The 20,279-nt window shown below is 42.7% G+C and carries 20 protein-coding genes; 4 read left to right on the forward strand and 16 right to left on the reverse strand.

The window, feature by feature from the left end:
- Nucleotide 1: 1 nt before the first annotated feature.
- From JOC78_RS08450 to JOC78_RS08480, 7 genes are all read right to left on the reverse strand, one after another.
- Nucleotides 2–571, reverse strand: coding sequence for a class I SAM-dependent methyltransferase (locus JOC78_RS08450; RefSeq protein ID WP_204554113.1), 570 nt, complete (start codon nucleotides 569–571; stop codon nucleotides 2–4).
- Between the two features lie 148 nt (nucleotides 572–719).
- Nucleotides 720–821 (reverse strand): YjcZ family sporulation protein, encoded by a 102-nt coding sequence (locus tag JOC78_RS08455; protein ID WP_204554115.1) that lies wholly within the window; start codon nucleotides 819–821, stop codon nucleotides 720–722.
- A gap of 342 nt (nucleotides 822–1,163) precedes the next feature.
- Nucleotides 1,164–2,504: a murein hydrolase activator EnvC family protein gene (locus tag JOC78_RS08460; protein WP_204554117.1), complete on the reverse strand. Its 1,341-nt coding sequence runs from the start codon at nucleotides 2,502–2,504 to the stop codon at nucleotides 1,164–1,166.
- Nucleotides 2,505–2,583: 79 nt separating this feature from the next.
- Nucleotides 2,584–3,468, reverse strand: a complete 885-nt coding sequence (gene ftsX / locus JOC78_RS08465) for a permease-like cell division protein FtsX (protein WP_204554119.1) — start codon at nucleotides 3,466–3,468, stop codon at nucleotides 2,584–2,586.
- On the reverse strand, nucleotides 3,458–4,144 hold the full coding sequence (ftsE, locus tag JOC78_RS08470; RefSeq protein WP_204554121.1) for a cell division ATP-binding protein FtsE: 687 nt from the start codon (nucleotides 4,142–4,144) through the stop codon (nucleotides 3,458–3,460). Before ftsE ends, ftsX begins: the two co-directional genes overlap by 11 nt.
- Nucleotides 4,145–4,379: 235 nt before the next feature.
- On the reverse strand, nucleotides 4,380–4,742 hold the full coding sequence (cccB, locus tag JOC78_RS08475) for a cytochrome c551 (protein WP_239587083.1): 363 nt from the start codon (nucleotides 4,740–4,742) through the stop codon (nucleotides 4,380–4,382).
- Between the two features lie 54 nt (nucleotides 4,743–4,796).
- Nucleotides 4,797–5,657 carry a YitT family protein gene (locus tag JOC78_RS08480; protein WP_204554125.1) on the reverse strand — a complete coding sequence of 287 codons (861 nt, stop codon included), beginning with the start codon at nucleotides 5,655–5,657 and terminating at the stop codon, nucleotides 4,797–4,799.
- 232 nt (nucleotides 5,658–5,889) lie between these two features.
- Between JOC78_RS08480 and JOC78_RS08485 the strand changes: the two genes are divergently transcribed.
- From JOC78_RS08485 to JOC78_RS08500, 4 genes are all read left to right on the forward strand, one after another.
- Complete coding sequence (locus tag JOC78_RS08485; RefSeq protein WP_204554127.1) at nucleotides 5,890–6,561, forward strand: hypothetical protein; 672 nt, start codon at nucleotides 5,890–5,892, stop codon at nucleotides 6,559–6,561.
- Nucleotides 6,562–6,584: 23 nt separating this feature from the next.
- Nucleotides 6,585–7,274: a hypothetical protein gene (locus tag JOC78_RS08490; RefSeq protein WP_204554130.1), complete on the forward strand. Its 690-nt coding sequence runs from the start codon at nucleotides 6,585–6,587 to the stop codon at nucleotides 7,272–7,274.
- Nucleotides 7,271–8,035, forward strand: coding sequence for a hypothetical protein (locus JOC78_RS08495; protein ID WP_204554132.1), 765 nt, complete (start codon nucleotides 7,271–7,273; stop codon nucleotides 8,033–8,035). Before JOC78_RS08490 ends, JOC78_RS08495 begins: the two co-directional genes overlap by 4 nt.
- A gap of 182 nt (nucleotides 8,036–8,217) precedes the next feature.
- Entirely contained in the window at nucleotides 8,218–9,174 is a 957-nt protein-coding gene (locus tag JOC78_RS08500; RefSeq protein WP_204554134.1) for an Abi family protein, read from the forward strand.
- 144 nt (nucleotides 9,175–9,318) lie between these two features.
- On the opposite strand, the gene prfB is transcribed toward JOC78_RS08500, so the two are convergent.
- The 9 genes from prfB to JOC78_RS08545 form a co-directional block, all read right to left on the reverse strand.
- Nucleotides 9,319–10,417, reverse strand: a protein-coding gene (prfB, locus tag JOC78_RS08505; protein WP_204554136.1) for a peptide chain release factor 2 whose coding sequence is annotated in 2 segments (ribosomal slippage) — nucleotides 9,319–10,344 and nucleotides 10,346–10,417 — 1,098 coding nt in all. Because the reading frame shifts where the segments join, the coding sequence is not laid out codon by codon here.
- A gap of 257 nt (nucleotides 10,418–10,674) precedes the next feature.
- The gene (gene secA, locus JOC78_RS08510) at nucleotides 10,675–13,179 is read right to left on the reverse strand and encodes a preprotein translocase subunit SecA (protein ID WP_204554138.1); all 2,505 of its coding nucleotides are present in this window, start codon (nucleotides 13,177–13,179) and stop codon (nucleotides 10,675–10,677) included.
- Nucleotides 13,180–13,466: 287 nt separating this feature from the next.
- Nucleotides 13,467–14,543, reverse strand: coding sequence for an SEC-C metal-binding domain-containing protein (locus JOC78_RS08515; protein ID WP_204554140.1), 1,077 nt, complete (start codon nucleotides 14,541–14,543; stop codon nucleotides 13,467–13,469).
- Nucleotides 14,544–14,705: 162 nt separating this feature from the next.
- Nucleotides 14,706–15,155: a hypothetical protein gene (locus tag JOC78_RS08520; protein ID WP_204554142.1), complete on the reverse strand. Its 450-nt coding sequence runs from the start codon at nucleotides 15,153–15,155 to the stop codon at nucleotides 14,706–14,708.
- A 78-nt stretch (nucleotides 15,156–15,233) separates the two neighbouring features.
- Nucleotides 15,234–15,770: a chromate transporter gene (locus tag JOC78_RS08525; RefSeq protein WP_204554144.1), complete on the reverse strand. Its 537-nt coding sequence runs from the start codon at nucleotides 15,768–15,770 to the stop codon at nucleotides 15,234–15,236.
- Nucleotides 15,767–16,315 (reverse strand): chromate transporter, encoded by a 549-nt coding sequence (locus tag JOC78_RS08530; RefSeq protein ID WP_204554146.1) that lies wholly within the window; start codon nucleotides 16,313–16,315, stop codon nucleotides 15,767–15,769. Before JOC78_RS08530 ends, JOC78_RS08525 begins: the two co-directional genes overlap by 4 nt.
- Before the next feature lie 140 nt (nucleotides 16,316–16,455).
- The gene (locus JOC78_RS08535; protein WP_204554148.1) at nucleotides 16,456–17,454 is read right to left on the reverse strand and encodes a hypothetical protein; all 999 of its coding nucleotides are present in this window, start codon (nucleotides 17,452–17,454) and stop codon (nucleotides 16,456–16,458) included.
- Between the two features lie 683 nt (nucleotides 17,455–18,137).
- Nucleotides 18,138–18,704 carry a ribosome hibernation-promoting factor, HPF/YfiA family gene (gene hpf / locus JOC78_RS08540; RefSeq protein WP_204554150.1) on the reverse strand — a complete coding sequence of 189 codons (567 nt, stop codon included), beginning with the start codon at nucleotides 18,702–18,704 and terminating at the stop codon, nucleotides 18,138–18,140.
- 258 nt (nucleotides 18,705–18,962) lie between these two features.
- Nucleotides 18,963–19,898: a methyl-accepting chemotaxis protein gene (locus JOC78_RS08545; protein WP_204554152.1), complete on the reverse strand. Its 936-nt coding sequence runs from the start codon at nucleotides 19,896–19,898 to the stop codon at nucleotides 18,963–18,965.
- Nucleotides 19,899–20,279: the final 381 nt, after the last annotated feature.

A 20,279-nucleotide genomic window follows, 5' to 3' on the forward strand; every position in this document is an offset into this window, starting at 1 on the left:
TCTATTTCAGCTTCGCCATCATATAATAAACGGCGTCGCTCACATGACCTACTTCTGTTCTGTACCCAGCTTTTTCAAGCATGGCTTTCATCTCTTGAGACGATATGCGGTGATCAATCGGCGGTCCCGCTTCTGATTCAACAGCTTCCCAATCGAGTATCAGCCACTTTCCGTCTGAACGCAGATAGCCTTTTAATTCTTGCATCATTTTTTCAAGGTGCGGAACTTCATGCAAGACAAGGGAAGCAATGGCCACATCTATGCTTTGCTTATCAAGCGGCAGCTCTTCAATTGTTGATAAAATATAATTGATGTTCGATACACCTTGCTCAGCTGCACGTGCCTTTAATAAATCCAGCATCGGCTGCTGCACATCCACCGCATGCACATCCGTATGTACTTGATTGGCGATTGGAAGTGTTAAGTACCCATTTCCGCAGCCTAGATCGGCCACTGTGTTTTCTGGGTTCAGCTGTAACAGTTCTAGGACATGATCAACCGGCAGCCATTTTTGCCGATCCGGATGCACCAATTTTTCTGCCTTCTTATAATTAAACAGTTTGTCCGTCATTCGTCATCGCTCCCTTTATACCTCTGATGGTATACATCATACATTAACAAATTTCCTTCGTCCAACATTTTACATTGATTGGATTCCCTCATTAAAACACAAATAAGCAAGCTGCCCTGCGAACGGACAGCTTGCTTAGGTGTCAAGATTAGAAGCCCCAGCCTACATATGCTGAACCAACAATAATTAATAGAATGAACAAGACAACGATTAACGCGAAACCGCCGCCGTAACCTCCGCAACCACTCATCAATAACACCTCCCCTTTCTCTTACAATTACAGAGTATGCAGATAGTGACAGTTTGCCCGGGCAAATGCCCATTCGGAAGAATTGATGAGGCGGAGCCGGGTGGGGTTAGCGGTTTATGAAGGTTTCTTCGATGGGTTTTACGCTCTAACGGCGGCTTGGGATATTCTAACGGCGGTAAACTGAATTCTATCGGCGGCTTTTGCCTTTCTATCGGCGCAATGCTGCTTTCTACCAGCAACTCCGCAACTCCGCAATACCGCCGCTGCAGAGCACTTCCTCAGCCTCTCGCTCTCCACTATAGAAAAAAGCTGCGACCCCCAGAAGGTCACAGCTTTGATCTATTAAAAGTTAATATATTTAGCTGGATCAACAGCATTCTCTTTGCCAAGTGTCCACGGTCCTTCGTGGATTTCAAAGTGTAAATGCTGGCCATATGAACGGCCTGTGTTACCCATGTATCCGATCGTTTGTCCTTTAGATACGTGGCCGCCTTGCACCACGCGGTCAGACATATGCGCGTAGACAGTGGTAAATACTTTACCATTGATAGAGTGAGAGATCATGATCGCATTTCCATAAGTAGATGAATAATACGAGCGAATCACTACTCCGTCAGCTGCCGCTACGATTGGCACACTTGCACTATTCGCAATATCGATCCCTTTATGGTCACCTAAGCTTCTCGTACCGAAATTTGAAGACACGCGGCCCTGTGCCGGACGTGTAAAGGAACCAGATGAAACGGCTGGTGCATCATTTGAACGGCCGGAAGATGGCGCTGGCGCAGCTTTTTCTTCCTTAGGTGCCGGAGATGAAGGACGTTTTTGGCTCTCGGCTTCTCTTTGTTTTCTTTCGCGCTCTAAACGTTCTTGTTCTTTGCGTTTTCTTTCTTCTTCAGCTAGGCGAGTTTTTTCAGAAGCAATCGCTTCTTTAATCGCTGCTTCTTGATCAGATAGAAGCTTGTTTTCTTCTTCCATGCCGATTTTTTCTTCATGAGCATGGTCTTCTTCGTCCACCAAATGCTTCATGATTTTGTTTTTCTCCGCTTTCTTTACATCAAGCTCTGATTTTAACGTTTCAAGATCACTTAGCATGTTTTCAAGGTTAGCTAAGTCTTCTTTTACTTTCTTCTCACTTGCTTCAAGCTGTGCTTTATCTTTCTCTTGTTCTTCTAAAATACTTTTATCTGCATTCACAAGAGTCGTAACAGCTGTCGCGCGGTTGATGAAATCACTGAAGCTTTCTGAACCTAGCAGCACATCCACATAGCTTGCAGAACCGCCGCTTTGCTGAAGAGAACGTGCCCGGTCTTGAAGAACTAAATTACGCTCCGCAATTCGAACCTTTAACTCTTTAATTTCTTTTTGCAGCTTCGCAATTTCAGCTTTTGTCGTTTCAATTTGCTCCTGCTTTTTACGGATCTTTGATTCTGCATCCATAATCGCTGTATCTAATTTTTCAATTTCAGCAGATAATTTATCCTGCTCTCCTTGAAGTTCACTAATCTTGCTATTTTTATCTTCAATTGATTTCTCAATATCTGAACGTTTATTTTCAATTTGATTTTGACGGTTCTCCAGATCAGAAAGTTTAGAAGCTGATACCTCTCCTGTTAAGCCAAAAGTGCTTCCTAAACCAAGTGATGCTGCTAAAGCAATCGTCAGACTGACACGTTTCTTCAACAGTGATTCTCCTCCCTTTTCCCCAATCAATCATTTTGTATGTTTACTTCTTTGTAGATAGGTTACAGTTAACTATAAGTTAAATTTTTAAGAACTTGCGGACGGACATGAAACTTCCCCACATGCCGATGAATGCGCCAATTAAGATAATAATGCCGCTCACTTGCAAGACGAACGGGAAGTAATCAAGCAATTGGATAAACTCTCCCTGCAATCGCATCGCGGCTTCATCTGCTACATATCGGTAACCGATGACAACGGCGAGGATTGGCAGAACGGATCCGAGAATACCAAGCCACAATCCTTCTAAAATAAATGGCCAGCGAATAAACCAGTTGGTCGCACCTACTAACCTCATAATCTCAATTTCCTTACGGCGAGCAAAAATCGTAATTTTGATCGTATTGGAAATTAAAAACATCGCTGTAAATAATAACCCAAGAATGAGCACAAGTCCAACATTTCGACTTGTTTTTAAGACATCAAATAATTTTTCGACTTTCTTTTCGCCATAGATCGCGGCTTCAGTTGCGGTAAACTTCTCGATTTTTTTTGCTGCTTTCGGCGTATCAATCGGACGTTTTGTCTTTACGATATAGACATCGTAAAGCGGGTTGTTTTGTTCAAACAAGGCAAAATCGTCACCTAAATCTTTAATTAAGTTCTGCAGCTCTTTTTCTTTCGACGAATATTCTACACTATCCACTTCTGGCAGATTGGCAATCTTCTGCTCGAGCATCTTTTTATCCGCATCAGACGCTTCTAATTTCACATGCACTCGCACTTCTACGTCTTTTTCAATATCGGTGGCTACTTTGTTCATATTTAGCATGACAACCAGGAACACACCGACTAATAGTAAAGTAACCGTCACTGCAGATACAGCTGCAAATGTCATCCAGCCATTTCGGCGCAGGTTCTTGAAGCTCTCACGGTAGTGGCGTCGTAATGTACTAGCCTTCATATCCGTAATCACCTCGCTGTTCATCACGTACGATTCGTCCGCCTTCAATGGCAATGACCCGGCGTTTAATCGTATTCACTATGTCTTTATTATGAGTGGCCATCACGACGGTCGTTCCTGTCGCATTGATCGCTTCAAAGATACTCATGATATCCCAAGACGTTTCTGGATCTAAGTTCCCTGTCGGCTCATCCGCAATCACTACTTTTGGTTTGTTGACGATGGAGCGGGCAATCGATACACGCTGCTGCTCTCCGCCTGACAGTTCATCCGGTACCATTCGAGCCTTGTGCTTTAACCCAACAAGGTCTAACACTTCCATAACCCTTTTCTTTATGTACTCGGGTGATTCTTCTATAGATTCTAATGCAAATGCAATATTTTCATATACGGTTAATGTCGGAAGAAGTTTAAAGTCTTGGAACACCACTCCGACTTGTCTGCGTAAATAAGGAACGCGATGATCTTTCAATGTGGCAAGCTGAATGCCATTTACGATAATGTTTCCGCTCGTTGGTTTCTCTTCGCGGTACATCATTTTAATAAACGTGGATTTACCAGCTCCGCTTGACCCGACGACATAAATAAATTCGCCTTGTTTGATCGTGACACTGATATCATTGACAGCCACGACGCCATTCGGATACTTCTTGGTCACGCCTTTCATTTCTATCATCCATATCACCTAACATTTTTTATTATTACTAATTTTTTCAGAAAAAAAAGCTGACTCCATCAGCTTTAGCTCCGCTCTATTTCAGACTCATTATATCATTGTTCTTAGTGAAATTCAGGTAAAATTGTGTTACATTTTCGTATCAGACTGTAATATATCTGTGGTATTTTGTCTTTTTTTGCTGCAAAAAAGCGCTAGCGGAGATCCACTAGCACTTCTTGTCTTTCACGTATTCTTATTTCTTCGCTGCTAACCACTCAGCTACTGCTTCCGCATCTTCACCTTGAACGACGTTTGGAGGCATTTGTCCTTGACCGTTTTTAATGACACCTAAAATGTCATCTTTACTTTTGTCTGCGCCAATTTTATCTAAAGCCGGACCCATCCCGCCTTCAAGATTGCCGCCGTGACAGCTCATACAGCTTTTGTTGTACACTTCTTGTCCAGCAGACGCATCTGCTGTTTCAGCCGGCGCTTCTTCAGTTGTTTCTTCCGTTGCCGGTTCTTTTTCTTCCTCAGGTGCTGCCTCCTCGTCGCCTCCGCATGCTGCGAGTGCCATAGAAGACCCTAACAAAATCGCTAATAATGACTTTTTCAGCTTCATCTTATTCCTCCTCAGGAAAATATTGTTCACAACATAATTATACCAGTTTTAACTTAAATTGAAACCTTCTCCCAACACCTCAGACGCATCCATAACGACCACAAACGCTTTCGGATCAATGTCTTTCACCAATTGTTTTAATTTTGTGAATTCCGATTGATCAATGACACACATTAAGACAGGCCGTTCTGAATCCGTGTATCCGCCTTGTGCAGATAACCGAGTAATTCCGCGATCCATTGTATGTATAATGCTCGCTTTCACTTCTTCCTGCTTCTCAGTAATAATCATAACCATTTTCGACCTTGTTAAACCTACTTGAATTAAATCAATGGTTTTACTCGTCACATATAATCCTATTAAAGCGTAAAGCCCCTTTTCAATATTAAATACTGCCGCCGCAGACAGGACAATGATTCCATCAATAATAGCTACGCATTTTCCTAACGACATATTCGTGAATTTATGAAGGATTTGTGCCGCTAGATCGGTTCCGCCCGTTGACCCTTTTCCGCGAAAAACAATGCCAAGTCCCAGTCCTACGCCAATTCCTCCGAAAAGCGCGCCCAGCAGCGGCTCAAGCGTCCAAGGCTCCCACTCCCTCGTCAAATAGACAATTAGAGGCAGGAAGGCTGTTCCTATTAATGTTTTTACCCCGTATTGGCGGCCTAAAATCAAAACACCCGTAATAAACAGCGGAATGTTAAACGCCCATTGGACATACGCCGGTTCCCAGCCGAATAAACCTTTTAATATCGTACTAATGCCGCTTACCCCGCCAGAGGCCACCTCATTCGGCAGCAAAAACACGTTAAAGGCTATGGCCACAATGGCAGAACCGACTGCTACATAGGCATATTCAATCAGTTTTTCAATGGCAGGTGTTCGGCTATTTCTTCTTCGATTCATGATGACACTCTTCCCTTCTCAAAAAGCCATATAATTTTGAAAAAAAGTATAGCATGACGGCGCGTGCAAAGGAATATTGCTTAGGTGACGTGGTAAAGAAAGAAAGAAAGAAAGACAGGAATTACTTTCCAGAGTCATGTAAACTAGTAAAACTGCAACTTTCGACTGATAGAGAGTGATTTTCCTGTTTTTGTATAATAGATACGTACTGATTTTGGAAGGAAGTGACGCATTGAAGACGTTTGGAGCAATCGTTTTATTTATTGTAGTAGGAATTATTTTTTGGGGCATTCTTATGGCGATTTCAGAAGCAAATATGCCCGTCAATGAATATATCTATCTCCAGCCTGGAGAAGGCGGAAATGTCATTTTATTTCTTTACGCTATATTTCTCACGATTTGCTTTTTTGCCGTGATGAATAAGCTATGGAATTACATGAAATATAAAACGGGCCGCAGTAAAGAACCGTTCGAATGGAAGTCATTTATCTCAGGATTTCTGCTTTTCGCCGGCATTCCCCACCTTATTTTTCTGCCGCTTCTCTATTTTGCCGTACATAACTATATCGCCTTTACAGAAAAAGAAGTCGTGGTTGCGCCTTTTTGGGACCTGACGAATCATCGCTACAGCTGGGACGCAATCGATGCCATTGAAGCGGGCTACGAGTATGATGAAGGCAGTTATTATGGCGATTACACTCTTTACTTTATTGACGGACGCGATTGGAATCTATGGGAAGAGGATGCCGATGTTGCCGCTAAGATCGTGGAGATTGATCGATTAGCTAAAACGCTAGGTGTAGAGAAAGAGTTTTGGAATATGCCTTACTCCAATGATCTCTACCATTGGTCAGATGAAAGCGATGTGTCTTCAGAGACGCTGCATGAGCTGTTTATGAATTAACTTTCAGAAATGATGTGACAGAAATGAAGGGATTAAGCATCCTTGGCGTTATGTTTGGCGCAATGATCGTTTGGTACTTCGTGTTGGCGGGAGCGGTTCATTCATTCCAGCCTGAACACGAGTATTTATATTTTCAACCGGGTCTCGGAGCGATCATTATTCCGTTTATCTATGCCTTTTTCCTTGGACTGTCTACTTTCTTTATGATTGGTCGGCTTTTGAAATGGAAGGAAAACAAGAGGACATATAGGAAACAATCACTCTATTGGAATGGATTTTCAAGCAAAAAAGAGATCGTTACTTGGGTGATATTGCCGAATCTGATCTTGGCACCCTTCATGTATATGGCGATGGATAACTATTTGCTTGTGACAGAGAAGGAAATTGTCATTGCCCCTTTTTGGGATCTAGATAGCCAACGTTATAGTTGGGAATCAGTTGACAGCGTAGAACTGGGGTATGATTACGATGAAGGCCGATACTTTGGCTATTATGATTTATACCTGCTGGACGGAAATAGCTGGGATCTTTGGGCTGATGGCGAGGAAGCTGCAGGTGAGCTTCTGAACGTAGACTGCTGGGCGAAGACACAAGGCGTGGAAAAAGAATTTTGGAGCCAGCCTTTTAGAGATGTGGAGAAATTAGCGGATGATGTGAATTATGCTGAAGCTGACATTATAGAGTTATTCGAACTGGATCGTGGCTACCAATGAAAGTGATCTTGTCTATTCTTTTCATCTCTTTCGTTACTTATGGTTTGTATCCTGTTTTCAGCGACATGGCTCAGCCCGAGGCGCCAGTTGAAGAGTATATTTATTTCCAGCCCGGTGAAAGCACAGTGGCCATTCCGATCGTATACGGGGTTCTCGTCAGCTATACGCTACTGTTTATTGCCGGTTCGGTCTGGAAATTGATGAGTAAAAAAGAATCCTCTCATTATCAGCGGGAATCCAAGCAACAAAAGAAGCGCAAGAAACCGAGGAAAGCCCCTCGCAAGAAACAACCGTCTATTAAAAAAGAAAGATCCGTTTCTTTTTGGAAAAAATACCACCTGGATGTTTGGCTGTTCATCGTCCTGCCGAACTTCGTCTTGCCGATACTTTTATATCAAGCGAGCCAAAACTATATCCTGATGACTGAAAAAGAAATCGTCGCCTCATCGCTGCTGGAGGTCGGGCAAACCCGCTACAGTTGGGAAGCCATTGACTACGCTGAGCTTGGCTATGAGTTCGAGGACAATTCCTATGTTGGCTATTACGAACTTTATTTTCTCGATGGCCGCTCCTGGAACATTTGGGCGAACCGAGGAGATGGACCCGAGCAGCTTTTGGCCGCCGACCGATGGATCAAAAAACAAGGGATCGAAAAAGAATATTGGAGCAAGCCTGAACAATCAGTAGACCAATGGGTCGAGCGCGGTGTTCATACACGGGAGGCGCTGGTGGAGTTGTTTGATATAAGTGAGTATGAATGAATGCCTGGTGGCGGTGAATTGTTTGGGTCTGATAGCAAATAAACGTTATTTGAGACGTAGTCTTTAAAAAATGGGCATGTTGCTAGCATATTGACTGCCATCATTGCGTATAATATAATGATCTTAGTGATCAGGCCCATGTTCCTTCCGAGGACTGGGCTATTTTTATGGGGTGAATTTTCTTGAAGCCATTTCAAACACATAGACAGCAAATATCGATTTTACGTGGTAGAGGCTTAGTCATTAAAAATGGTTCTACTGCTATGCGCATTTTTGAAAGAGAAAATTATTACAACGTAATTAACGGGTATAAGGACATTTTTTTAATTAAAGATCAAAATGGACAACCCATTATCCCTGAAACCTATGTAACTAACACTACCATTGATGAAATTTACCACCTTTTCTCACTTGATCGTGAACTAAGGAATTTATTTCTAAAGTACTTATTAATATTTGAAAACAGCATGAAATCAAAAATCTCTTATAGATTTAGTGAAAAATTTAAAGAGCCTCACGCATATCTACTTTGGAAACATTATTCAAGTTCCAACCTCAACCAAGTTTTAAACCTCATCGCCATCATATCAAATAAAATAAAACAAAAATCATCTGACAAAAAGAACAACTCAATAAAGCATTATTTAACAGTTCATGGAAATGTACCTTTATGGGTGTTAGTGAACGATTTAACTTTAGGAAACATTTCTAATTTTTATCAAGCTTTAGATGACACCTTAAAAGAAAAAATAGCTAAAGATTTTTCCTTACAGTTTAAGAGAGATTATGGTGCAGCTTTTCAAATATCAAAGGAATCAATAATAGACGTATTAAAAATTGCAAATCTTATTAGAAATTTATGCGCTCATGAAGAAAGATTATATAACTTTAAACTACACCACCAAACAAGAACAAGACACAATTCCCAATTGCTAAACATTCCAGGCACCCAACTAGATGGCAGGCTATTCACTATGTTTGCGCTGCTAAAATTAGTACTTCCTAAAAAAGAACACAAAGAACTGAAAAGCTCATTAGACAAACTATTCAACAGCTATCAAGGTAAATTTCCCACATTACCTTTTGCAGATATATTAGCTATTATGGGCTTTATTCCAAATTGGAAAATCTACTTTTAAGCCATTCTACAGGTCTACTCATTAACTGGTTCGGAATGGCGAAAACACTTGTTTAGAGTGCTGATCTCCACCATATATAAAATATAATTCACAACATTGCAAAACAGCCCGCACATTTAGCGCGGGCTATCTCTAAGCTACTTATTATAAACGTGAACGCAAGTAAGCATTAATAAACGGAGTAATATCGCCATCCATCACGCCTTGTACGTTTCCGCTTTCTTCATTAGTACGGTGATCTTTAACCATAGAATAAGGATGGAACACATAAGAACGGATCTGGCTTCCCCATCCGATCTCTTTTTGCTCACCACGGATTTCCAAAAGCTCCGCTTCTTGTTCCTCTAAACGCTTTTGATATAATTTCGCCTTCAGCATTTTCATCGCCGCTTCACGGTTTTTGATCTGCGAGCGTTCTGATTGGCAAGTAACAACCGTGTTTGTCGGCGTATGCGTGATACGAACGGCTGAATCCGTCGTATTGATATGCTGACCGCCGGCGCCGCTTGCCCGGTACGTATCAATTTTCAAATCTTCTGTCCGAATTTCAATCTCGATATCTTCATCAAATTCAGGCATAACCTCACAAGAAACAAACGACGTATGGCGGCGGCCTGAAGAGTCAAATGGAGAGATCCGCACTAAACGGTGTACCCCTTTTTCCGCTTTCAAGTAGCCGTATGCATTATGTCCTTTGAACAAAAGCGTGACACTTTTAATTCCAGCTTCATCTCCAGGAAGATAATCAAGTGTTTCCACTTTGAAGCCTTGCTTCTCACCCCAGCGAGTGTACATACGAAGCAGCATAGAACCCCAATCTTGAGACTCCGTTCCACCCGCACCTGGGTGAAGTTCCAAAATGGCGTTATTTTTATCATGCTCACCGCTCAATAACAATTGAAGCTCAAAATCGCCCATGCTCTTCGTAAAATCAGTGATTTCTGATTCTAGATCGGCACGAAGCTCTTCATCTTCCTCTTCCTTCACAAGTTCATGCGTTAATTCAAGATTTTCTTGTGTCTCCAGAAGAGCATTGTATTCATTCACGATTTCTTTCAATGCATTTGACTCATTAATGACTACCTGAGCCGCTTGCTGGTTATCCCAAAAATTCGGCTGAAGCATTTCATCTTCCAGTGCCGCGATTCTAGCCTCTTTGTTTTCTAAGTCAAAGAGACCCCCTAAAGTCCGCTAATTTCTTAGCTGTTCTGTCTAGCTCATTACGTATTTCAAATAATTCCATCCTTGCACCTCATCTAATTTTCTTGTGGATCAGCATGACTGGCTGACCCACGGATTTTTTAATCTAAACAGCTGGCGCCATCAAGGTATTTTGCCAGTTGCTGATATATTCATGAAAGTTGCTGATAAAACTCAAAAGTTGCCGATATCCATCAGAAAGTCGCTGATAAAACCATGAAAGTTGCTGATATCCTGATCAAAGTTGCTGATAAGCGACTGAATCACTTGATCGAGACCAGTCGCTATCGGCTATTCATTTCACCCACAGCAGTTCTTGTATTTCTTCCCGCTACCGCATGGACAATCCTCGTTTCGTCCGACGGCTGGGGCTTTACGCACTGGTTTCTTTTTCGCTTTCGTGCCTTCGTCTTCTTTCGGGTTTACCGCTTGGCCTTTAGCCACTTCCTGTCGCTCAAGGTTGTTGCGGATTTCCGCTTTCATGACGTACTTGGCAGCCTCTTCATTAATGGAAGCGACCATGTTTTCAAACATCGCAAAGCCTTCGTTTTGATACTCGCGGAGCGGATCAATTTGACCGTATGCCCGCAAGTGAATGCCTTGACGCAGCTGGTCCATCGCGTCGATATGGTTGATCCATTTTGAATCCACAGCACGCAGCAAGACCACCTTTTCAAACTCACGGGTTTGCTCTTCGCCCATTTGTTCTTCTCTTTCATCATAGCGTTCTTTCACTTTAGCAAAAATCAGCTCGACGATGTCATCCGCATCTTTGCCTTTTAAATCCGTTTCACTTAATTCTCCGTCACTTAAAAGCGTGGCATTGGCATAATCCGCAATCCCTTGCAGGTTCCATTCTTCCTCGGCTTCCGCTTCATTCACATGCGCATTCACTACTTGAACAATAGACTGCTTAATCATTTCTTCCATGATCTCGCGAAGGTTTTCACTTTCTAACACGTCATCACGTTGTTTGTAGATAATTTCACGCTGCTGGCGAAGTACATCGTCATATTCTAACAAACGTTTACGCGCATCGAAGTTATTGCCCTCAACGCGTTTTTGAGCGGATTCCACCGCGCGGCTGACCATTTTACTTTGGATCGGCTCGTTATCATCCATCCCAAGTTTTTGCATCATCGCTTTCATATTATCAGAGCCGAAACGGCGCATTAATTCATCTTCCATGGATAAGTAGAATTGCGTAATACCCGGGTCGCCTTGACGTCCGGAACGTCCGCGCAGCTGATTATCAATTCGGCGTGATTCATGGCGCTCGGTGCCAATTACCGCTAAACCGCCAAGGTCAATAACCCCTTCGCCAAGTTTAATATCGGTACCGCGTCCTGCCATGTTCGTCGCGATTGTGACAGACCCTGGCTGACCCGCTTCCATAATAATATCGGCTTCGCGTTCATGGTTTTTGGCATTTAAAATATTATGAGGCACGCCGCGCTTTTGCAGCATGCTGGAAATCAGCTCAGACGTTTCTATCGCTACCGTACCAACCAATACCGGCTGTTTTAATTGATAACGCTGATAAATATCTTCTACGACCGCACGGAACTTGCCTTCCATGGAAGCATAGATCAAATCCGCTCTATCATCACGGGCAATCGGACGGTTCGTCGGAATCGCAATAACTCGCATATTATAAATATTTCGGAACTCTTCTTCCTCGGTTTTCGCCGTACCCGTCATACCGGAAAGCTTTTCATACATCCGGAAGAAGTTCTGGAACGTGATCGTCGCCATCGTCATGCTTTCATTTTGAATGTCGACGCCTTCCTTCGCTTCAATCGCCTGATGCAATCCGTCACTGTAGCGGCGCCCTTTCATTAAACGGCCAGTGAATTGGTCAACGATCACCACTTCACCGTCCTGCACCACATAATCTACGTCTTTGTGCATCGTGACATGCGCTTTTAACGCTTGATTAATATGATGATTTAACGTGACATGCTTTAAATCAAACAAGTTTTCAATGCTGAATGCTTTCTCCGCTTTGTTAATCCCGTCTTCCGTTAAGAGTACACCTTTTGTTTTCTCATCAAAGGTAAAATCATCTTCTTTTTTCAGCGTGCGGACAAAACTGTTGGCATGGATATATAATTGAGTCGACTTTTGTGCCTGTCCAGAAATAATCAATGGCGTACGTGCTTCATCGACTAAAATGGAATCGACTTCATCGATCACGGCATAATGAAGCGGACGCTGCACTTTATGCTCTTTATATAGAACCATGTTGTCCCGCAAGTAATCAAAGCCTAATTCATTATTCGTTCCGTACGTAATATCTGCCTCGTAAGCTGCTTTTTTCTCTTCTTTCGATAGGCTGTTCAAATTCAAGCCCACTGTCAAACCAAGAAATTCATAAAGCTGGCCCATTTCCATCGCGTCACGGGAAGCCAGGTATTCATTGACCGTAATGACGTGAACGCCTCTGCGTGTAATCGCATTTAAATACACTGGCATCGTCGCGGTTAACGTTTTACCTTCCCCTGTTTTCATCTCGGAAATGTTGCCTTCATGAAGGGCAATCCCCCCCATTAGCTGCACGCGGTACGGATAAAGCCCAAGCACACGGCGAGCACCTTCCCGCACAACAGCAAAAGCTTCTGTCAGCATTTTATCGAGATCTTCCCCATTAGCATAACGCTCTTGAAATTCAGCGGTTTTGGCACGAAGCTCATCATCCGACAGCTTCTCCATCGCATCCGAGAGTTCTTCTACTTTTATGGCCATCTTTTCTAAACGCTTCACTTCGCGTTTATTCGCATCAAACACTTTATCTAATAAACCCATTAACAAACGCTCCTTTTTATCTCACAAGTTAGTCTGTGAACTGAGCTTTATTTCACAATTTTCCTATTTAATATTACCATTATCCACAAGGTGAAACAACTAACGGGCCTAGCTGATATGAAATGTAAAAGCCGTTCGCTCAGGTGTGAAAGGCAAATAGGCTTTTTATTGAAAGGCGTTCTTTGCCTTTAAGGGAAAAGATCTTTTGACCCAAGCACCTAACTGCTTTTACTAGACAGCACCTAAAAGAAAAACGATGCTCCTATTGGCAGGAACATCGTCATCAATTATGATTCGACTGTTTGAGCTGCTTTTCCACCTTGTTCTAAACGCTCGCGAAGCTCGCCTTCCATTTCCTTTGCGCGTTTAGATAAGCTTGGCGCAGAAACCCCTAAGCGCTTAGCAAGAGCGGCATTCGAGTAACTTGCTTCCACAATCTCATACGATTGCAGCAAGGAGAACAATGCACCAACGTAAATTTCCGGCTTACGGATCGTCGGATTTTCTTTTTGACAGTACAGATTCCATAGAAGAATCGCCGTTTGCGTGCGAAGGTCTTCCACTCCCTCTTCCTGTAAAAAGCTCTCCAGAACTTCCGCTGTACTTTTCTGAGAATCCTTTTCCCACTTCAATTCTTCAAAATCAAGCGGCTGTTCAGTTGCCTGTTCTTGTTTTTGATCGTACATAGCAAATAATCCATTTAACAAGCCTAATAGATTCTCCGCTAAGAAAAGCTGAGGGTTGTCTGTTTCTGCCTCTTTAAATTGTGAGACCATCCATTCTTTTGCAGACGATGCCATTTCTTTGTCAAAATGGAAATCAATCATAAAGAAGGTGTACTCGTTTTCAAACGGCAGCAAGCCTCCAACAATAAACGACTTGTCCATAGCGACTTCCTGGCGCGCACGTACGGCCACCTTTTCACCAGATAAGCAATCGCGAACATGATACACCGTGCCTTCTGATGCTTCCACTTCTCCGGCAACGAATTTCACTTTCGGCCAGTTTGCGACAATTTTCTGCGTACGCCCGCGGTGGATCGAACGGATACGCTCTAAAACGAATTGTTCAAGAATCGTGCGGTCTTTCTTCACCTTCTGCGTTAAAATAAACCAAATTTCAAACGCAACTAAAAACACCTGAGGATCTTTACGAAGCGCCTCATGGTTATGTAAAAGAGATTGAAATTGATTTTTCATCGGATGCGAATAATTTTCCATCGCATAATCGATTAATTGACGCTGCAAACCTTCCAGCTCTTCTAAAAGCACGCCATGAATAGCTAAGCCTTCTGATTTGCCGCAGCATTTTTTATATTTTTTTCCACTCCCGCATGGACATGGTTCATTGCGTCCAACTGACATGAATTTGTTTCCTCCTCTAGATGACTCTATCGTAATACACTTGTTCTATCTTAACATGGAATCGGGGCGAGCGGTAGGACTCTCTCACACTCGCAAAAAGTCCTATACAAAAAGAAGCTTTTCATAGAATCCCGCTTTGATTCCATGAAAAGCTTCTTTTCTCTATTCGTGCCCGATATTATGTCCCTCTTTTTCTTCTTGGAGGGTCTGAGACAGTGTCTGTGCATAAGCGTTTAAATTGTTCACTTGCTCTTGGCGCTTTTGAATCTCCGCTTGATCTGCACCTTGTTTATATAATAGGCTTAGCTCATATTCCAATTCTTTCAGCTGCTTTTGAAGTGTGGCTAATTTTTCTTCATAGACTTTCTTCGTTTCTGCAGAAACATTAGGATCAGCATCCAGCACGGAAATTTCTTCAATATATGTCATCAGCTGCGTTTCATGTCGTTTCAATTGCTTGTCCATTTGTGTATAAGATACTTCTTGGCTTTCAGCAAATTCTAGGGAGAGCGGTGTTTTTTCTCCAAAAGCGGGAGCGGTGAAAAGGGTGCCCGCTGTCAGCGCAACAGTTAACGCTGCCGTCATCGGTCCTTTGTTTTTCACTTTCCTCATTCCTTTCGTCTCTTTGGATCAATAGTGTTCACTTACCCTTCAACCCAAAGGCCGCAAACATGGAAAAAATTACTCCGCTTATATTCTCCCCATAAATAGCGCCCCATACACCAATGCTCCCCCAATCACATAGACCGGATGCACCTTCCATTTTTCAAGAAGCAAATAGGCTGCTGCCCCAATAACAACTGTTTGTAGCCACCCTGCTGATTCGTACGATTGAGTGAAAAAATCAAGCGTCATCACACCGAGGAGCACCGCAATTGCCGGGCGCACAAGCTGAGTCATCCTCTTCACTTTCGGTGATTCTTTATACTTCATTAAGAGTCCTAAGAAGGCGATCATTAATAGAAGCGAAGGGGCGACTGTCGCGAATAAAGCAACCGCTGCGCCCAGTATGCCGCCTTCCATATAGCCAATATATCCCGCCATTTTGGTCGCGATGGGACCTGGCAGTGCATTTCCAAGCGCCAGCACTTCACTGAATTCAGTGGTCGTAAGCCAGCCGTAACGATCAACCACTTCATTTTCCACTAGCGGAATTGAAGCTGGGCCCCCACCATAACCAAGTATGCCAGGTAAAAAGAATGCTAAAAACAGTTGCCAGTAGATCATGAAGTCGCCTCCTTTTTACCTTTAGAAAGCAAGGCCACCGCTAGTAAAGTTCCTATTATTATAGCTGGATGAATGTTCATCCATTCTAGCAGGACAGCGATTACTACTAGAAAAATAATCGTGATCAGCCAGCCGAACGAGCTCTGAGATTTTTTGATAAAATCCCATGTCAGCACGCCGAGCATAACACCCACGACCGGCACGACCGCTTGCGACATGCCCTGCACCCATGGCTTGTCCTTGTATGCTTGCAACACTGTTAACAGCAAAATCATAGCAATCACCGTCGGGCCGGCTGTCGCCAATATGGCCAGCACTAACCCCAGCACTCCGCCCACCCGGTAGCCGATATACCCCGCCATTTTTGTGGCTATCGGTCCAGGCAGCGCATTGCCGAGTGCCAATACATCAGAAAATTCATCATCATTCATCCACTTATATGTTTGCACCACTTCTTTATGTACTAATGGGATCGACGAGGGGCCGCCTCCATAACCCAAAATGCCGACCCGAAAAAACGCCATAAAAATATTCCAATGTTTCATCATTGCTGCACCTTTCTATCTCGAGATTTTCTTTATTTTACCACGAAGCGCCTTGAATAAGTTTTTGAATTTTCACTTATTTGTCCATGCAGAAAGAGCAGACCCCATTTTGGAGTCTGCCCATCTTCCATGCTTTCTTTTTACAGTGCCGGTGCTGGCTCTGTTTCACCTGTCAAAAGCTGAATCTTTTCTTCTAGTTCATTCAAGCGCTCTTCTAAGTCATTTAAACGCTCTTCTACACTTGCTGTTTCTTCTGCCTCTTCATCAGCTACAGGCTCTGCAGGTGCTTCTGTGCTTTCTTCAGCTGCAGGCTCTTCTTCTGTACCTTCTTCAGCTGGGGCTTCTTCTTCTGTACCTTCTTCAGCTGCTGGCTCTTCTTCTGTACCCTCTTCAGCTGGAGCTTCTTCTTCTGTGCCTTCTTCAGCTGGGGCTTCTTCCTCTGGGGCTTCTTCCTCTGTACCTTCTTCAGCTGTTGCCTCTTCTTCTGCGCCTTCTTCAGCTGGAGCTTCTTCTTCTGTGCCTTCTTCAGCTGGGGCTTCTTCTTCTGTGCCTTCCTCAGCTGGAGCTTCTTCTTCTGTGCCTTCTTCAGCTGGGGCTTCTTCCTCTGTACCTTCTTCAGCTGTTGCCTCTTCTTCTGCGCCTTCTTCAGCTGGAGCTTCTTCTTCTGTGCCTTCTTCAGCTGGGGCTTCTTCTGAAGGAGCAGAAACAATTAGCTCCTGAATCTCAGAGCTGAATACGACAACTTTTTCACTTCGCTCTTGAATTTGTTCCGTGTCTGCTCCTTTTTTAGAAAGAGCGTCTAAGCGGTTTTCAACTGCGCCTAAGCGATTCGTTAAGGATTCTAATTCTTTCACATCTTCTTGAACAGCTGTTTCTTCGGCTGGTGCTGCTTCTTCAGCCGGTGCTTTCACTGTTTCTTTATATTGAACAATTTTGTCTTCGATTTTCATTAACTGCTGATCAATCGATTTAAATTGCTGCTCTACTCCCTTATTTACTTTTTCTGCCGCTGCGTGCTGCTCAGGCGGCTGAACATCACCATGTTCTGGATTCGTTTGGCCATATACAGGAGCGGATAAAATGCTTCCCGTTGCCAAGGTTGCTACAAGTGCGGATGTTACTTTTTTGTTTTTACTCATACGTCTTACTCCTCCTTTAACATGATAAGCAATTAAGAGACGGACAGCGTGATACAGCCCTCGTCCAGAATTTATCTGAACGCCCTTTACGCTTTTCATCGTACCGAGGATGACTGAAAAACCCAAGACCCCTTCTAGAAAAAGGGAATAACCGACTGTCCTGTTTCCATTTTTATCAATTTTATTGGTATTTCACTTATTAAAATGGTTAAAAATTCCGCATTCCTATTGAGTAATATAATAGAAATAACCACTGTACATGTGATTACATCAAGGTTTAACATGTTTTATAACTGGAATGTTACACATATTTATCCAATTGTCATACAAACCTTCTATTTTCCTAATGTTTCGTCATTTGGCGTAATATTTTTTGCACATTATATATAAAAGAAAACCCTACAGACTTTTCTGCAGAGTTATCTATGGAATAAATAAATTAATTTTGACGAGATTCTTTTAAGAAATCTCTAGCTGTTTTGCTAAACAGCTTTCCTTGCTGTATCAACTCCACTTCTTTCAGCACCTAAGACTCACGGGGCTTTTTAAAACTTGGGCGTGAATTGGTCGCTGATTGTGCACATCTCTCTTCCTTTTTACACACTGCCGCCACATCCTTTAAAAACTTATTCACTAAAAACCCCCTGCAAAAATATTTCTGCAGGGGGTTCTGTGTCTCACACTCAGTTCGTTTCAATCAAACCATATTTTCCGTCACTTCGTTTGTACACAATGTTTGTGCCATTGCTGTCAGCATCTGTATAGATGAAGAAGCTGTGACCAAGAAGGTTCATTTGCAGAACGGCTTCTTCGGAATCCATCGGTTTAAGATCGAATTGCTTTGTACGAACGATTTCTAAATCTTCAGTTTCTTCATCTTGCACAGTTGGCATCGCTGCCGGATCTGCCGCAACAGAAGCGAAGTAATCAGAAGGCTCGCCTTTTTCACGGAATTTACGGTTCACTTTTGTTTTATGCTTGCGGATTTGGCGCTCTAATTTATCGACAATCAAGTCAATGCCCGCATACATATCTTCGTTGCGCTCCTCTGCGCGAAGCACAAGGTCTTTCATCGGAATTGTTACTTCGACTTTCGCGTTTCTATCAGAGTATACTTTCAAGTTAACGTGTACAGTTGCATTCGGAGTTTCGTTAAAATAACGATCTAACTTGCCAATCTTTTTCTCGACGTATTCACGAATCGCCGGAGTTACCTCAATGTTTTCTCCACGAATGTTGTAAGTCATCATGTAAACTCCTCCTTAACTTATAGCTATGTCTATATAATTCACCTTTTACCCTCTTATCTCCTGCTTAATCCTGAAAAATATTTTGTCGAATTTTTGACATTCAGATCATAATCTCCCAAATGATGCAGAACCAGTGAAAGCCAGTGTTTTCAAATAAAACTCTGCCTAAAGCTTTTGATTAAGAGGGGCGTTCTATTCAGAAATAATTAATAGGAATTCTTGCATGAAACATTCATGATTAGACAAAAATACACTTAATTAAGTAAGGGACAACGAACCAATACTCTTCTCTAAACGCTGATCGACTTCCTTCGCATCTTCTATATGTCCAATGATCATGTGATGGGCTTGATCAAATAATTTTTTCGCTTCCGCGAGTTCTCGTTTCGTTTCCATCGACAGCTGTTTCTGCTCTTCAATCATACGCTGAATCGCACCGATATCCATTTGGCTTTCTTGAATGGATGTTAAAATATGATCAATCTTTTCCGCGGTATGCAAACTCACTTCGATGCCTTTGTCTACCAGTTCTTTACTTTTGCGGGCCGCTCCCAAAGCTTGTTCAATTTCCGTGCCTAAAGCAGATGTTAACGCTTGAATGTTTGATGTACTGTTTGACGTACTCTCCGCAAGCTTTCGGACTTCCTGAGCCACGACCGCAAAGCCTTTGCCGTAATCACCGGCACGAGCGGCTTCAATAGAAGCATTCAGTGCCAGCAAATTCGTCTGTTCAGCAATGCTTTCGATCACACCGACGATCGAATGAATCTCTACCGATCTTTCGCTTAAACTTGCCATATGGCTTTCAGAAGACTGAATCTGCTCGCCAAGCTGCTTAATCACTTCGGCCGTTTTATTGACTTCAGCCGCTCCCTGCTTAGAGTCCTTCACCATATCAACTGAGTGCTGCTTTAAGGAATCTCCTTTTTCATATAAATCAATCGACTTTTGAGACGACTGCTCACTTAAAGATGACACATTTTCAAACTTCTGTTCAATCTGGCCCACCGCTTCACCAAGTACATGATGCTGAGAGTTCACCAGTTCATGCTGACTCACCGCAGCCGCTAATTCATCGCGCACCGTCAGTAAATGTCTCTTCTCATCCGTTTCTCTCATTTCATACGCAGCTTTTAATTCACTTAACTCCTGCTGCAGCTCTTCCGCTAACTCATTTCGTTTCGACCGAAACATTTGCCACACCCCTTATCCCATTCAATACAAACCCTAGCTTAATTCTTTATCTATTTATATGATACGCTAGTTTATTGAAGTACACGAGAGTTATTTTGGGGTCAGTCCCCCGCTCTAATAATGCATTAAAGTGTTGAAGTGATTTTTACTTCTATATTAATGTGAAAGAAAGATGATCCTTTTAAAAATGTAAATGTGTTGTATAAAATGTATATATTAAAAGAAGGAAAGAATATTGAACCAATTTAAAAGGAGACAAGGAAGCTGTTACAGCTTCCTTGTCTCCTCACTCTGTTGAAAAAAGAATCTGTCAATGAACATGACGAGAATTTTTGGAGTCATGCTCATTTTTTCTTGTTCTAACAAATGGTTTCTTCTATA

The sequence above is a fragment of the Bacillus ectoiniformans genome (assembly GCF_016908875.1).
GTDB classification, from domain to species: domain Bacteria; phylum Bacillota; class Bacilli; order Bacillales; family Domibacillaceae; genus Bacillus_BX; species Bacillus_BX ectoiniformans.

Excerpts from the sequence above, each read along its gene's own strand:
- JOC78_RS08530 (WP_204554146.1), bottom strand. The coding sequence starts at position 16,315 with ATGAAACATTGGAATATTTTTATGGCGTTTTTTCGGGTCGGCATTTTG.
- secA (WP_204554138.1), bottom strand. The coding sequence starts at position 13,179 with ATGGGTTTATTAGATAAAGTGTTTGATGCGAATAAACGCGAAGTGAAG.
- hpf (WP_204554150.1), bottom strand. The coding sequence starts at position 18,704 with ATGATGACTTACAACATTCGTGGAGAAAACATTGAGGTAACTCCGGCG.
- JOC78_RS08455 (WP_204554115.1), bottom strand. The coding sequence starts at position 821 with ATGAGTGGTTGCGGAGGTTACGGCGGCGGTTTCGCGTTAATCGTTGTC.
- ftsE (WP_204554121.1), bottom strand. The coding sequence starts at position 4,144 with ATGATAGAAATGAAAGGCGTGACCAAGAAGTATCCGAATGGCGTCGTG.
- JOC78_RS08520 (WP_204554142.1), bottom strand. The coding sequence starts at position 15,155 with ATGAGGAAAGTGAAAAACAAAGGACCGATGACGGCAGCGTTAACTGTT.
- JOC78_RS08490 (WP_204554130.1), top strand. The coding sequence starts at position 6,585 with ATGAAGGGATTAAGCATCCTTGGCGTTATGTTTGGCGCAATGATCGTT.
- JOC78_RS08495 (WP_204554132.1), top strand. The coding sequence starts at position 7,271 with ATGAAAGTGATCTTGTCTATTCTTTTCATCTCTTTCGTTACTTATGGT.
- JOC78_RS08450 (WP_204554113.1), bottom strand. The coding sequence starts at position 571 with ATGACGGACAAACTGTTTAATTATAAGAAGGCAGAAAAATTGGTGCAT.
- JOC78_RS08480 (WP_204554125.1), bottom strand. The coding sequence starts at position 5,657 with ATGAATCGAAGAAGAAATAGCCGAACACCTGCCATTGAAAAACTGATT.
- ftsX (WP_204554119.1), bottom strand. The coding sequence starts at position 3,468 with ATGAAGGCTAGTACATTACGACGCCACTACCGTGAGAGCTTCAAGAAC.
- JOC78_RS08515 (WP_204554140.1), bottom strand. The coding sequence starts at position 14,543 with ATGTCAGTTGGACGCAATGAACCATGTCCATGCGGGAGTGGAAAAAAA.
- JOC78_RS08525 (WP_204554144.1), bottom strand. The coding sequence starts at position 15,770 with ATGATCTACTGGCAACTGTTTTTAGCATTCTTTTTACCTGGCATACTT.
- JOC78_RS08535 (WP_204554148.1), bottom strand. The coding sequence starts at position 17,454 with ATGAGTAAAAACAAAAAAGTAACATCCGCACTTGTAGCAACCTTGGCA.
- JOC78_RS08545 (WP_204554152.1), bottom strand. The coding sequence starts at position 19,898 with ATGTTTCGGTCGAAACGAAATGAGTTAGCGGAAGAGCTGCAGCAGGAG.